This is a genomic window from Flavobacterium sp., assembly GCF_017985075.1.
Taxonomy (GTDB): Bacteria; Bacteroidota; Bacteroidia; order Flavobacteriales; family Flavobacteriaceae; genus Flavobacterium.
In genome coordinates, this window is record NZ_JAGNYF010000010.1 from 1 (window position 1) to 15321 (window position 15321).

General features: G+C 33.2%; 10 protein-coding genes. 5 read left to right on the top strand and 5 right to left on the bottom strand.

Annotation, left to right across the window (positions count from 1 at the left end; all coding sequences use genetic code 11):
• Positions 1–762 precede the first annotated feature (762 nt).
• The 5 genes from thrS (at position 763) to rlmF (ending at position 5105) form a co-directional block, all read left to right on the top strand.
• Positions 763–2703, top strand: coding sequence for a threonine--tRNA ligase (gene thrS / locus KA468_RS03665; RefSeq protein WP_291241584.1), 1941 nt, complete (start codon positions 763–765; stop codon positions 2701–2703).
• Positions 2704–2789: 86 nt separating this feature from the next.
• Positions 2790–3290: a translation initiation factor IF-3 gene (gene infC, locus KA468_RS03670; protein ID WP_291241622.1), complete on the top strand. Its 501-nt coding sequence runs from the start codon at positions 2790–2792 to the stop codon at positions 3288–3290.
• A gap of 112 nt (positions 3291–3402) precedes the next feature.
• Positions 3403–3600 (top strand): 50S ribosomal protein L35, encoded by a 198-nt coding sequence (gene rpmI, locus KA468_RS03675; RefSeq protein WP_140964640.1) that lies wholly within the window; start codon positions 3403–3405, stop codon positions 3598–3600.
• Between the two features lie 121 nt (positions 3601–3721).
• A complete protein-coding gene (gene rplT / locus KA468_RS03680) occupies positions 3722–4066 on the top strand; it encodes a 50S ribosomal protein L20 (RefSeq protein ID WP_091312626.1) in 345 nt (114 codons plus the stop codon).
• Between the two features lie 124 nt (positions 4067–4190).
• Complete coding sequence (rlmF, locus tag KA468_RS03685; protein WP_291241585.1) at positions 4191–5105, top strand: 23S rRNA (adenine(1618)-N(6))-methyltransferase RlmF; 915 nt, start codon at positions 4191–4193, stop codon at positions 5103–5105.
• A gap of 32 nt (positions 5106–5137) precedes the next feature.
• Here the strand turns inward: rlmF and KA468_RS03690 are convergent, their stop codons facing one another.
• The 5 genes from KA468_RS03690 to KA468_RS03710 form a co-directional block, all read right to left on the bottom strand.
• Complete coding sequence (locus tag KA468_RS03690) at positions 5138–5836, bottom strand: response regulator transcription factor (protein WP_291241586.1); 699 nt, start codon at positions 5834–5836, stop codon at positions 5138–5140.
• A gap of 3 nt (positions 5837–5839) precedes the next feature.
• Positions 5840–7423, bottom strand: a complete 1584-nt coding sequence (locus KA468_RS03695; RefSeq protein WP_291241623.1) for a HAMP domain-containing sensor histidine kinase — start codon at positions 7421–7423, stop codon at positions 5840–5842.
• Between the two features lie 70 nt (positions 7424–7493).
• Positions 7494–8081: a dephospho-CoA kinase gene (gene coaE / locus KA468_RS03700; RefSeq protein ID WP_291241587.1), complete on the bottom strand. Its 588-nt coding sequence runs from the start codon at positions 8079–8081 to the stop codon at positions 7494–7496.
• A gap of 1 nt (position 8082) precedes the next feature.
• Entirely contained in the window at positions 8083–9078 is a 996-nt protein-coding gene (locus tag KA468_RS03705) for a glycosyltransferase (protein WP_291241588.1), read from the bottom strand.
• 89 nt (positions 9079–9167) lie between these two features.
• Positions 9168–15170 (bottom strand): fibronectin type III domain-containing protein, encoded by a 6003-nt coding sequence (locus tag KA468_RS03710; protein ID WP_291241589.1) that lies wholly within the window; start codon positions 15168–15170, stop codon positions 9168–9170.
• Positions 15171–15321 lie beyond the last annotated feature (151 nt).

Consider the following 15321-nt stretch of genomic DNA (forward strand, 5'->3'; position numbering starts at 1 on the left):
CTAGCGTTCATCCTGAGCCAGGATCAAACTCTTCATCGTAGATTTTTTAAGATATCGCTATCTAAGTTATTTTATCGACGATAATCATTTTGCTAGGTATTCAATTCTTTATAATACTCGAAAAAGATATTACTCTTATTCTTATATGCTGTCAATCCAATATGTCTATGAACTTGTTCTCTTATTTTTTGCCTTCTCTTTGAGTTAGCGGGTGCAAAAGTAGAACCTTTTTTTTTATTACCAAAACTTTAATACACTTTTTTTTGAGAAAATTTTATCTCCGTTTTGTTATAACTAAATTGTAAATGAACTTTTCTTCTGCGGGGTGCAAAGATAACATCTTTATTTACTAATTACCAAATCTTTTTTATCCTTTTATCAAAAATAAAATTCGTAGGATTTAAGTACTTCTTAATAAAGAACGGCGCTCTCAATGCGGGTGCAAAACTAACAACTTTATTCGGATTTCCTAACCTTATTGCAATCTTTTTTTAAAGTATTTTCTTAACTATTGAACAACAAGACGTTACACAACAGGATTTCTTGATAAAAAAGTTTTGCAGGGGAATTCAACTGAAAAAATAAGGCCCATAGCCCGGATCGTAGCGGCATCCTTTTTGTATAGTGGGCTTTATTTTCAAAGACCACTAGGCAAAAAGATATAGCGGAGAGCAGGAAATAGCTGCTAAAAAAAACTATACCTATATATATTGTAGGAAATATTGGATTGTATTATCTTTGCACCTCAATAAAAAATAAACCATGATTAAAGTTACTTTACCCGATGGATCGGTAAGAGAGTTTTCGCAAGGCGTAACTCCGATGGATGTTGCTAAAAATATTAGCGAAGGATTTGCTAGAAATGTGATTTCGGCTAATTATAATGATACGACGATAGAAACATCTACCCCGTTAACCACAGATGGTACGCTTACTTTATATACATGGAATGACAAAGAGGGAAAGAAAGCATTTTGGCATTCGACTTCACACGTAATGGCGCAAACGCTAGAAGAAATGTTTCCTGGAATTAAATTAACGCTTGGGCCAGCTATTGATAATGGGTTTTATTATGACGTAGATTTTGGAGACAATAAAATTACGGATGCTGATTTTAAAAAGATTGAAGACCGCGTTTTAGAAATTTCGAGAGAAAAACACGAATTTAAAATGCGTGCCGTAACTAAAGCTGAAGCATTAGATAAATATAAAGACAACGAATATAAAACAGAATTAATTTCTAATTTAGAAGACGGAACTATTACTTTTTGTGATCATGCTACGTTTACAGATTTATGTCGTGGCGGACACATTCCGAATACAGGAATTATTAAGGCCGTGAAAATAATGAGTATTGCTGGTGCGTATTGGCGTGGTGATGAAAAAAATAAACAATTAACACGTGTTTACGGAACTTCATTTCCAAAACAGAAAGATTTAACAGACTATTTAGAATTATTAGAAGAAGCTAAAAGACGCGACCACAGAAAGTTAGGTAAAGAATTGGATTTGTTCCATTTTTCACAACGTGTTGGACAAGGTTTACCATTATGGCTTCCGAAAGGTGCTGCTTTGCGCGATAGATTAGAGCAATTTTTAAAGAAAGCTCAAAAGAAAGCAGGATACGAACAAGTGGTTACGCCTCATATTGGTCAAAAAGAATTATATGTTACTTCTGGGCATTATGCAAAATATGGAGCAGATAGTTTTCAACCGATAACGACTCCAGCTGAAGGCGAAGAGTTTTTGTTGAAACCTATGAACTGCCCGCATCACTGTGAAATATACAACTCTAGACCTTGGTCTTACAAAGATTTACCAAAGCGTTATGCTGAATTTGGTACTGTTTATAGATACGAACAATCTGGAGAATTACATGGTTTGACTCGTGTAAGAGGATTTACTCAAGATGATGCACATATTTTTTGTATGCCAGATCAATTGGATACAGAATTTAAAAATGTAATTGATTTAGTACTTTATGTATTTGGTTCATTAGGATTTGAAAACTTTACAGCTCAAGTTTCTGTTAGAGATTTAAACAATCCTGATAAATATATTGGTAGCGTTGAAAACTGGGAAAAAGCAGAAAATGCTATTATTAGCGCCGCAAAAGACAAAGGTTTAAATTACGTTATTGAAGCTGGTGAAGCTGCGTTTTATGGTCCGAAGTTAGACTTTATGGTAAAAGATGCTTTAGGAAGAAGCTGGCAATTAGGAACTATTCAGGTGGATTACAACTTACCAGAACGTTTTGAACTTTCTTACAAAGGAGCAGATGACAAATTACATCGTCCAGTAATGATTCATAGAGCGCCATTTGGTTCAATGGAACGATTTATCGCAATTTTATTAGAACATACTGCAGGAAATTTCCCACTTTGGTTGATGCCAGAACAAGCAATTATATTAAGTTTAAGTGAGAAATATGAAAAATATGCGAAAAAAGTTTTAGATTTGCTGGAAATTCACGAAATTCGCGCCCTAATTGACAACCGAAACGAGACAATTGGTAAGAAAATTAGGGAAGCAGAAATGCAAAAAATGCCATTTATGCTAATAGTTGGTGAAGAAGAAGAAAAAAATGGTACCATTTCTGTACGTCGAAATGGACAAGAAGGGAAAGGAAATATTACAGTTACAATTGAAGAATTTGCAAAAATTGTAAATGAAGAAATAAACAAAACATTGAAACAATTTTAAAGTTTAACTAAAATTACAGAGTCATAGCAATTAGAAGAGGAAGAGGGAGTTACACTCCTAGAGTAGAAAAAGTAGCCGCACATCGTATTAATAATTTAATTAGAGGTGTAGCTGAAGTACGTTTAGTAGGTGAAAACATTGAACCAGGCGTTTACAAAATGGCTGATGCATTACGATTTGCAGAAGAACAAGAAGTAGACTTAGTTGAAATTTCACCAAACGCAGAACCACCTGTTTGTAAATTGATGGATTATGGAAAATTCTTATACCAACAAAAGAAAAGGGAAAAAGAATTAAAAGCAAAATCTAGTCAAGTTGTAATTAAGGAAATTCGTTTCGGACCTCAAACTGATGAACATGATTATGAATTTAAGAAAAAAAATGCTTTAAAATTCTTACAAGAAGGTTCAAAATTAAAGGCATTTGTATTTTTTAAAGGACGTTCTATCATCTATAAAGAGCAAGGACAAATTTTATTATTACGTTTAGCTCAAGATTTAGAAGAATTCGGAAAAGTAGAAAGTATGCCTGTTTTAGAAGGAAAACGTATGATTATATACATTGCTTCTAAGAAAAAAGTAAAATAATGCTACAAGCAATATGCAATAAGCCATAAGCTATCAAAAGCCTAATGCTTACTGCCTAATGCTTAAAGCTATCAAGATAGTAAGTAAGAATAAATTAAATACCTAGGAAAAAATGCCTAAAATGAAAACAAAATCTAGTGCTAAGAAACGATTTAAAGTTACTGGTTCTGGAAAGATCAAAAGAAAACACGCTTTTAAGAGTCACATTTTGACAAAAAAATCTAAAAAACGTAAATTAGCTTTAACTCACTCTGGTTTAGTTCATAAAACAGATGAGAAAAGCATTAAACAACAATTAAATATTATTTAATACGTTGTTTGGTTAAAACTAATTAATAACCCTGGAGTGGGCAGACTTCGACAGGCTTAGCCTGACAACAGAAGTTGAAAGTACTAATAAAGTCGCCTTACTACAAAAAACATTTAAAATTATGCCAAGAGCAGTAAATTCAGTAGCTACAAGAGCTAAAAGAAAAAGAGTATTAAAACAAGCAAAAGGATTCTTCGGAAGACGTAAAAACGTTTGGACAGTCGCTAAAAATGCGGTAGAAAAAGCAATGTGCTATGCTTACCGTGATAGAAAGCAAAAGAAAAGAAATTTCCGTGCATTATGGATTATGCGTATTAACGCTGGTGCAAGACAATACGGAATGAGCTATTCTCAGTTTATGGGTAAAGTAAAAGCTAACAATATCGAATTGAACCGTAAAGTTCTTGCAGATTTAGCTATGAACCACTCAGAAGCATTTGCAGCTATCGTAAATAAAGTGAAATAATCAACGTTTAATCATATTTATATCTTACTTATACAAAATCCCAATCGAAAGGTTGGGATTTTTTGTTTCTTATCATAATGCAAATCTGTATTATTAATTGTAAATTTGCCACTTACAAGAATATATGGAAAATAATGAAACAAACCTTACTTTTGAAGGTTTACACCCAAGAAACAAACATATTGGCAGATATGACTTTGCACAATTAATCAAAACACATCCCGATTTAAACTTACATTTATTCTTAAATAAAGCAGGAGAAAAGTCAATTGATTTTTCAAATCCAATTGCTGTAAAAGCATTAAATAAAGCCTTATTAATGCATTTTTACAATTTAGAATACTGGAATATTCCAAAAACCAACTTATGCCCTCCTATTCCAGGAAGAGCTGAATACATTCATCATATAGCAGATATATTAGCTGCTTCAAATGGTGGCGTGGTTCCAACCGGAAATGCCGTTAGAATTTTAGATATTGGCGTAGGTGCAAATTGTATTTATCCAATAATTGGAAATCATGAGTATGGTTGGACATTTGTAGGAACCGAAGTGGACAAACAATCTTTACTATCTGCAGAAACCATTTTAAGTAAAAATCCGAAATTAAACGAAAACGTAACCGTTCGATTTAACGATAACAAACGAAATGTTTTAAAGTACATTTTAGAATCGGAAGAAGTTTTTGATTTTGTTATTTGCAATCCGCCTTTTCATTCCTCTGCGGAAGAAGCTGCAAAAGGTTCGTTACGAAAAAACAAAAACTTAGGTCAGAAAGTAGCTGACAAACCCGTATTAAATTTCAGTGGGCAGAATAACGAATTATGGTGCGAAGGTGGCGAATTGGCATTTGTAACCAATATGATTTATGAAAGTGTTCACTTTAAAAGTCAATGTAAATGGTTCAGTGCTATTATTTCTAAGAAATCAAACTTGAAGCCGTTGTATAAACAAATGAAGAAAGTAGAAGTTAAAAACAGTACTACACTTCATTTAACAAACGGAAACAAAACTACACAAATTATTTGCTGGCAATTTTAATAAAAAAAGGCTACCAAATGGTAGCCTTTTTTTTATGAATTTATAACTAAACGAAATCCTTCTCCGTGTATGTTTAATATTTCTACACGTTCATCTAATTTTAGATATTTTCTAAGTTTAGCGATATAAACGTCCATACTTCTTGACGTGAAATAATTATCGTCTCTCCAAATTTTTGTTAATGCTAATTCTCTTGGCATTAAATCATTTTCATGAAGGGCTAACATTTTTAACAATTCAGATTCTTTTGGAGATAATTTAATAGGCTCTTGATTATCAAAAGTTAAAAATCGCAATTTAGAATTTAAATGGAATTTACCAATAGTAAACTCAAAAATAGTTGAATCTGGTTTTGTTTCAGAAGCTTTTCTTTGAATAATCGCTTTGATTTTCATCAGCAACACTTCTGAATCAAACGGTTTGTTTAAATAATCATCAGCTCCAACTTTATAACCTTTTAAAACATCTTCTTTTAATGTTTTAGCTGTCAAAAAGATAATTGGCACTTCTGTATTTCTTTCTCTAATTTCTCGCGCTAATGTATAACCATCTTTATATGGCATCATTACGTCTAAAATACATAAATCGTAAGTATCTTTTTTAAACTTCTCGAAACCTTCCATTCCGTTTTTAGCTAATGTAACTTCGAAATCATTTAATGATAAATAATCTCTTAAAACTGAACCAAAATTTGGATCATCTTCTACTAGTAATATTTTTTTTGCTTCCATATCTTAATTTATTAATGGCAATTTAATTATAAATGTACTTCCTTTTCCTTTTTCGCTTTCAACAAAAATCTCGCCATTGTGGTCATCGATAATTTGTTTTACGTAGGCTAAGCCTAAACCGTGTCCTTTAACGTTATGTAAATCGCCCGTGTGTTCTCTAAAAAATTTTTCAAAAACCTTTTTTTGCACGGCTTTCGTCATTCCTATTCCGTTATCTTCTATTTTAATAAGTATATAATCTTTAATGTTTTCTGTGAACACATTAATAATTGGTTTTTCTACTGAATATTTCATTGCATTGTCCAAAATATTAACCAAAACATTTGTAAAATGTACATCATTTAAAAGCACAGTAGTTCTATTGGCATTAAAATGAGTATGTATTTCCCCTTCTCTATCTTCTAAAATTAAACTCACATGATCAATCGCATCCTCAATAAAATCTGTAATTTCTTGTGGTTCTTTATCAATATTTAATTCGTTTCTTTCTAATTTTGAAATTCTAAGCACATTTTCAACTTGGGCATGCATTCGTTTGTTTTCATCCTTAATCATTTGAAGATATTTTTGCACCTTTTCTTTATCATCAATAATTTTCGGATTTTTTATTGCGTCTAAAGCTAAATTTATTGTCGCAATTGGTGTTTTAAATTCATGTGTCATGTTGTTTATGAAATCTGTTTTTATTTCAGATATCTGCTTTTGCATGATTAATTGTTTTAAAGCACTGGTATAGGTTACCAAAATTATTACAACAAATAATAAAGTTAAAATTGTCATCGGTAACATTGACGAGAATACAAAATTGGTTTTGTTAGGAAATCTAAGTAATAATTTATAATCTGATTTTCCTTCGGCATCTAATAAAATAGGCACACTATATGTAGTGCATTTATCATATCTAAACTCTTCTGATTTTATTTTTGTCGCTAAACCATTTTTATACACTGCAAACTCATAAGGTGTTTTTAATTCTGATTTGTATAATTCAAAATTCAAAACATCATTTACTAATTTTGAAGAAATTCTCTTATGAATTTGTCTTTGAGAAACAATATCTCTAAACAAAAGTTCAAATTGCACACGGTCTAAAATACCTAATCTACCATTTTTTTGAATCGTAACATTAGGTTTTGCACCCATATTAGTTTCGCTACCTTCTAAAGAATTATCTTTATAAACTTGCGTTTTTCTTTTTGCTTGATATTCTCTAATTTTAATAGCACCTGCATTTTTATCAAAGAACGAACCATCTATACCAAAATCTTCAGGAATAATTGTGTTCGAATAAATTAAAACTTCTTTTGTATTGGAATCTTTTTCATAATAAAAAAGCTGTTTTAATTGCTCTTGCATTGGTTCTCTTCCTGTACTGTCTTTAAATTTTTTATAAGACGTATAGAAATCAACCATTTCTTTATTGTTTAGCTTTTCAGAAACATTACTTAAAACTACTAAAGCGTGGTGTTTAAATTGATCGTCATTTTTTTGAAACGAACTATTAATCCAATATAACTGAACTAAAATAATTCCTATCAAAGAAATACTCATTAAAAAAACTAATATTCTAAACCTCGTTTTATTCATCATAGCAAAGTTAGGGCGGAATTAAGAGCAAGCGAAATAATTAACCAATATTTAACAATTATGTTAAAATTTAAATATTATTTAATTTTTTTATTAAAATATCGATAAATTCATACGTTTTCTCTAAATTTTCATTTTCAATAACATATGTCGCTAATCTAATTTTCTGTTCTTCAGGAAGTTGGTTTTGAATTATCTGTAGAATAATATCTTTTGACGTTTTATCCCTTTCCAAAACACGTTGAATTCGGGTTTCTAAAGGCGCTGTAATTAAAATAGTGACGTCACAATACTCTTGCCCATTCGTTTCAAATAAAATGGCTACTTCTTTAATTACAAATGGAGCATCTTGATGTTGAGATAACCAATTGTCAAAGTCGCGTTTTACTTTTGGATGAATAATTGAATTGAGTTGTGCTAATTTATCATTATCCGAAAACACCAAGTCACGAATTAACGTTCTATTTAAATAACCATTTTCTGAAATAACGTTTTCTGAAAAAAGAGCTTGAACTTCTTGAATAACTTCTTTAGTATTCATTATTTCTTTAGCAGCTTCATCAGCAATATAAACAGGAACTCCTTTTGAAGCAAAATAAGCTGCTACAGTTGTTTTACCTGTACCAATTCCACCAGTAAGTCCAATTATTTTTGTCATTTTATTTTTTAAAAAATAGTTTTGAAAAGGCTATTTCAGGTTGTTGTTTTAAAATATGAATTTTAAGATATGAAAGTAAAAATCCTTTTCCATATCCATAAAACTGAATTATTGTTGCTACCAAACTATATAAAGCAATTTCTATAGATTTATTTTTTTTCAATGAAGTAAGAAACAACATAATAAAATAAAAACCATACACATATAAAAAGTAAGGAAAGCTGAAAATTGCAACTAAAGCAGAAAACAAAAATCCTACTAAAAACAAAGTTGGAAACCAAAATGTAATTTTAGCAAATTCTGGATACCAAGAATTTAAGATTGGTCTTGCTAAGCCAAATTTATTTACTTGCGTATAAAATTTATTCCAATCTATTCTTCGTTTATGATATACAAAAGCTTTGGAAATTAATTTTGTTTTATACCCTAATTTCCATAATCGAATAGACAAATCAGGATCTTCACCAGGATGAATATTCCCGAAACCATTAGATGCTTCAAATGCTTTTTTAGATAAGCCCATATTAAAACTTCTGGGCTGAAATTTATCTATTTTTTCACTCCCACCTCTAATTCCGCCTGTAGTTAGAAAAGAAGTCATAGTGAAATTTATAGCTTTTTGAATATTTGAAAAAGAATCCAAAGCTGCGTCTGGGCCACCAAAACAATCTACAAAATCTCTTTTTAATTCTTCATCAACAATTTGTAAGTAATTGGATGGAATTATGCAATCTGAGTCTAAAATGATAAAATAATCACCTTTAGCCATTTTCATTCCATAATTTCTGGAATCACCTGGACCTGAATTGGGTTTAAAATAGTAACTTACATTTAAAGTTACATATTTTTGAATTATATGTTCACAAGTAATTGAAGAACCATCTTCTATAATTACTATTTCATAATTAACTGTATAGGTTTGTTTTGACAAACTTTCTAATAGTTCATCAATTTCATCAGGTCTATTAAAAATAGGTATAATTAAAGAAAATAACATAGTCTTGTTTTATAAAAACAAAGATATGTATAAAAACAAAAAAGTCCTGATAAATCAGGACTTTTAAGTAAAAAATTATTTGAAAATAATTATTCTTTAATCACTTTTATTGAATGTACTGTATCATCAACAGTTACATTAACAATATAAACTCCTGCATTTAAAGCAGACATATCAACTTGTACATCATTTGTATTTGCTTTTGCATTTACAACTTCTTGACCTAATAAGTTAATTACTTTTACATTACTAATTGCAGATTTGTATGATAAATTCAATACATCTTTTACTGGATTTGGATACGCTACAAAGTTTGAAGTATCAAATGAATTTGAACCTAACGTTGTATCTACTGTAAAGTCTAAAGTAACTCCGTATGAACCACTGTAACATGGTGCTGGAGGAGCTTGACCTGTATCAGCAGTTCCAATTCTCATTCTGTGTGCTCCTGTAGGCGCAGTTAATGGCATCAAGAATGAAGCATCAACTGTATTTGGATTTACAGCAGTACAAGCAATACCTGTTTTTACTAATTCTCCAGCATCATTGAAATCGAAATCATTATTGAAGTCAATCCATACATTGATGTCATAAGTAAACCCAGTTGCAAAAGTAAGTTGCACGTTAGCATTTGTACCTGGTTCAACTGCCACTGCTGTAGCTGTATTATTAGCATACATTACATCAGCAATAACAAACGGAGTTGTACCAACTGTTGCATTCGTAATACCTGTTCCATCATTAGATGTTGGAACTGACGCACAATAACATCCTGTAGCAACAGTAGTAAAAGTTTGTTCAGTACATCCTGTAGCTGGACCTGCTCCACTGAATGGAACCACTTTCCAGAAATACTGCGTATTTATAGTACCTGAGAAAGAATAATTGGTAGCACTTACCGAAACTGCATTAGCAATATCTGTTCCACCAGCAGTAGTTCCAATAGTTACATAATAACCTGTAGCATCTTGAGTTGCAGACCAAGATAATTGATTAGCAAAGTTACCACAAGTTGCATTTGGAACTGAAGTTAATCCAGTTGCACAAGATGGAATAATATTTGGAGTTACTTTCAATTCGAAATCATCGAATGAAGCATACCAAGGTGAAAAAGTTGCCTCATTTACACGTACTGCAAAATAATACACTCCAGTTGTAGTTGGAACAAATGAACGTGTAATTTTTGTATATGGCTGTGCCGTGTAAGGTGTACCTGTACCAGGAATGTTGTATGAAGCACCTAATTGAGTAGCTCCTGTTGAATTTTGATTTGTATTTACAAAATAATCAACAAACCATGTAGTAGCATTATCTCCTTGAATAAATGAAGAGAAATCATAAGAAGTACCAGCAGTTAATTGGAAACCAGGTGTCCAAATGTATTCATTAGTTGCATTATAAGCATCTCTAATAAAATTAGTTCCTGTGTTAGCAGTACTCCAAGTATCATTTGTATTTCTTGAAGCCCAATCACCGTTTTGTTTCGACCAACATGCAGGGAAATCAGTTGTTCCAACAGTTGTTAATCCTTCAAAACCTTCAGTCCAAGGTAATGCAGTAATTGCAGCACATTGTGTAGTGAATGTTTGAACAGACCATACACTAAATGAACCTGAACCACAATTAGCTCTTACATATAAATAGTAAGGTGTTTGAGGTGTTAAACCTGTTAAAGCTACAAAAGCAGTTGTTACAGCTGTACCCGCACCTGTTGGTGGTGTTGCAGAAGTTGAAACTACATATTCATAACCAGAAGCTGCACCTGACATTACATCCCAAGATGAAGCTGCACCAGTAGCAGTTACACTTGAAACCACAACATTTGTAGGTTGAGGACATGAAGGAGATAAACGAATTTCGAAGTTATCAACGAAGAAATCTGTATCATCAGAACCATCAGTAGCTCCAGAAACAACTCTGTATGCAAAACGAACGGTTTGACCATTGTAAGCATCTAGATCAATAATGTTTGGTGAACCAGCAGCTGCAGGTGCATTAGCATTATTGTAAGTATGAAGAACTGTCCAGTTTGTAAAGTTTGAAGCAACAAGTACTTCTACTCTATCATCAGCATCCCAAGCAGTAGTTGGAGCTGTTGTACCGTTCCATTGTGTTAAAGCTGCATCAAATTTTAATTCCCAACCAGTAGCTGGAATTGTAAATTGAGGAGAAATGATCCAATCATTAGCACCTGTAGTATAATGATTGTATGCAATTGAACCTGTAGTTCCATTATTAGAAAAACCATCATCTTTCCAACTGTTAGTACCAAAAGTAGCTGGACCAGCAGTTAAATCACCATTGTCTCCTTTAATCCAACAAATTGAAGGTAAGAAAGTAGTAAATGGCTCTACATGTGGTAATGCAGTAATTGGCGCACAAGAAGTTGTGAAAGTTATTGGACCCGCCCATGGACTAGCATCTGTAGTAGAACAAATTGCTCTAACAAAAACGTAGTACTGAGTTGATGGTAACAATCCTGTAGTAACAGTAGCAAATGTAGTAGTTACTGCAGTTCCTGCTGCTGTTGGAGGTGTATTTGTAGTAGAAATTACATATTGATATCCTAATGCTGGAGCAGTAGTTGGTGCATCCCATGAAATATCAACCGAAGAAGATGTTACGTTAGCACTTACTAAAGCCGTAGGATCTGGACAAGTAGGAATCGCTTCCCAAACAAAATCATCAAAATATAAGGTACCTGCAACAGTTCCTGTATGTTTCACAGCAGGGAAATCAGAATACGTTCCAGCTGGTGGCGCATATACAAAATCAGCATAAACATTTGAAGATGGAGTAAATGAAGACAATGATACGAATGTAGTAGCATCATTTGCGTCAGTTAAATAACCAAATTCTACTGTTGAAAATACAGTAGTTGAACTTGAACGCATTTTAAATTTCAAACGATGTGTTCCTGCTCCTAAATTAGAAACCGGTTGCATACGCATTGTTGGTGCACCAGTGGATGAACCATAAAAATAAATTACATTAGGCGCCGATGGCGTAGGTGTAGTAGTCGTAGTATAACAAGAACCTGCTGTACCTAATTTTACCCAACATGATGGCATACCTGCAGGTAAAGACGAAGCCGTTACTCCATCAAAATTTTGAGTGAATGCTGTTACGTTAGCACATAAAGTAGTAAAAGTAACTGGACCCGCCCATGGACTAGTCTCTGTTGTAGAACAGATAGAACGAACAAATACGTATTGTGCCGCATTTGGTGTTAAACCAGTTAATGAAGCAAATGTACTTGTAGTTGCAGTACCTGCAGCTGTAGGTGGTGTGTTTGTAGTAGAAACTACATATTCATACCCTACTGCCGGAGCTGTAGCTGGAGCATCCCAAGAAATAACTGCAGTTGTAGCAGCTACTTGAGCAAATACAATAGCTGAAGGATCAGCACATAATGGAATCGCTTCCCAAACAAAATCATCTAAATATAATGTACCAGAAACTGATGCTGTATGTCTAATAGCTGGATAATCAGAATATGTACCCGCTGGTGGAGCATATACAAAATCAGCAAAAACATTTGATATTGAAGAAATTGAAGTCAATGCAACAAATGTAGTTGCATCATAAGGATTCGTTAAATAACCAATTTCTACAGTTGGCAAAATAGTAGTTGAACTTGAACGCATTTTAAATTTCATACGGTGTGTTCCAGCGCCTAAATTAGAAACCGGTTGCATACGCATTGTAGGCGCACTTGTGGTTGAACCATAAAAATAAATTACATTTGGCGCAGAAGGTGTAGGTGTAGTAGTTGCTGTATAACAAGAACCTAAAGCTCCTACTTTTTCCCAACAAGATGGCATTGCTGAAGAAGCTTGACCATCAAAATTTTGAGTAAATGCAGTTACATTTGCACATAATGTTTTAAAATTAATTGGTCCAGACCAAGTACTTACATCTGAAGTAGCACAATTAGAACGTACCCATACATAATAAGTAGTGTTTCCTGAAAGTGCTGATAAATTTGCTGTAACTAAACCAGCTGCAACAGATCCTGTTGGAGTAACTGTACTTAATGGATCAGTACTTGTAGTACTTACATAATAATCGTAACCATTAGCTGGTGTAGAAGTTGAAGCTGCCCATGAGATTGTAGCTGTAGTAGCTGCAACACTACTAGCAGTTAAACTACTCCATGATGGTGCTTCACAAGTTGGAATGGCCTCGATTTTAAAATTATCATACGCAACATAAAAATCTGAAGTAGTAATAACCATGTTAGAAGTTACTTTAATTCTGATTGACTGTCCAGTATATGCTGCTAAATTTAAAGTGTAGGTTTGCCATCCTGCGATACCGTTATTTGGTTCTGTAACTACATCTGTATAAGTAGTACCGTTATTAGTCGAAACAGCAATAACCATATTAAAAGTACTTGCAGCAGTAGTCCCGTAAGGAGATGCATAATCATTCGCTTTGTAATTAAACACAAATCTGTGATTAGCAGGTACTGGAGCAAAAATAGGCGTCACTAAATTTCCAGTTGTAGTTGTACCAAACAAATTTTTATATATAAAATTACTATTTATTGCAGGACCAATTTGAGTTAAAAGATTACCTAAGGTAAAACCTGTATTTACCCAGTTAGTTGGTACAGTAGTAGTTGCAAATCCCTCAGACCATGGAATAGCCACAGGAGGTGTTGTTGTTACTGTACTAGCATTTGAAACTGAAGTAGTATTAAAGTAATAACTAAAAGGTGCAGCCGAACCACATCTTAAGTATTGAATTACTTTTACATAATATTGCGTATTTGGTAGTAAACCTGTTACTGGTACAGTTGTCCCAGTACCATCAAATACTACTTGCTGTCCTGTTCCTGTGTAAGCAGTAGCGGCTGTAAATGCAACAGCTGATCCATCAACTGGATCTACAATTGGTGAAGTACTAACATACACCACACGTCTGTTTCCATCCGAGTTGGTCCAGTTAGCAGTAAATCCTAATTGAGTAATATTTGTAAAGTTTAACCCTGTTGCTTGTCCTACTGGAGCAGCCGCTGGATTAACTGTTACTACATTTGAATAAGAAAATAAGGTACTTCCTGTACAGGTAATTTTACATCTGTAGTACACTGTTGCTGTTCCTGCAAATGAAGGCGCTGCATAAACCATAGTAGTAGCAGAAGCACCTGTAGCATTAGCCCAAGTGGTATTATCTGCTGAAGTTTCCCATTGAAAAGTTAACCCTGTAAAACCTTCACTGTTTCCAGTTAAAGTTAATGCAGTAGGTGTAGTACTTGCACATAAATTTTGAACCGCAGGCGTAACTGTTCCCGCAACTGGTGTACCTGCACAAACTACTGGTGGCGTATACGTATACACTAAACCATTAGTAGGCATACCTGGAGTAGCTACTGAAGTGTTGTATGCCTGAGTTGAACTATTTGCCGTACCGTTAGTTGATGCCGTAAATAATTGCGTTGAAGTATTTGTTCTTGTTTTAAAGTCAGTTATTGCTGCACCTCTTAAACCAATTTGAGGTGTTCCAGAAACAGCTGTAGAACCTATGGCATAACCACTAGCACCGTAAACCATTTTAATTTGATTGGTAGTTTCCGCTAATCTAATTTGGAAATTCATAAATGGAATTTCAAAAATACTAGTAGAACTGTTTGGTCTCCAATTTTTGTATTGAATTACCAATTCTCTGTTGGGAGCTGTACCTACCACTTCATACCTTACTTCTCCTGTAATTAAACTAGCCACAAAAACACCTGAGGTGTTAGCACCCCATGCAGAAATAGCTCCTGCATAAGCTGTTGTAGTTGAAATTGGAGTAGTTGTAGTTGATAGCGGTGCTGTAGCACCAAAAGTAATGAATCCATTACTACTAACATTACAACCAGTGTACGCTGTTCCATTAAAATTGAAACTGAATGGAATAGTAGCGTCTGCTATATTCCAAACCTGCGAATCAAAAGCTGAAGTAGCAGATGAAGTACCTAAAATAGTACCTCCTGTGATTTCCGAGTAAGTTTCATTGCTTTGAGCAAAGCTGTACAAACTTACTTGGGCCTGGACTTGCACACACATAAAGAGCGCAAAGAGCCAGAAAGTAATTTTTTTCATAATTAAGTTATTATAGTTTATATTACAAATAAAAGAAAATTAAATTGATTATTATATAGCAATTTATTAACAATCCGATAAAGTGTAAATAAAATCGTTAAAATGCGTGTTTTGTTAAAAATCATTTGTTTTTTAACTAATTAACTCAAAT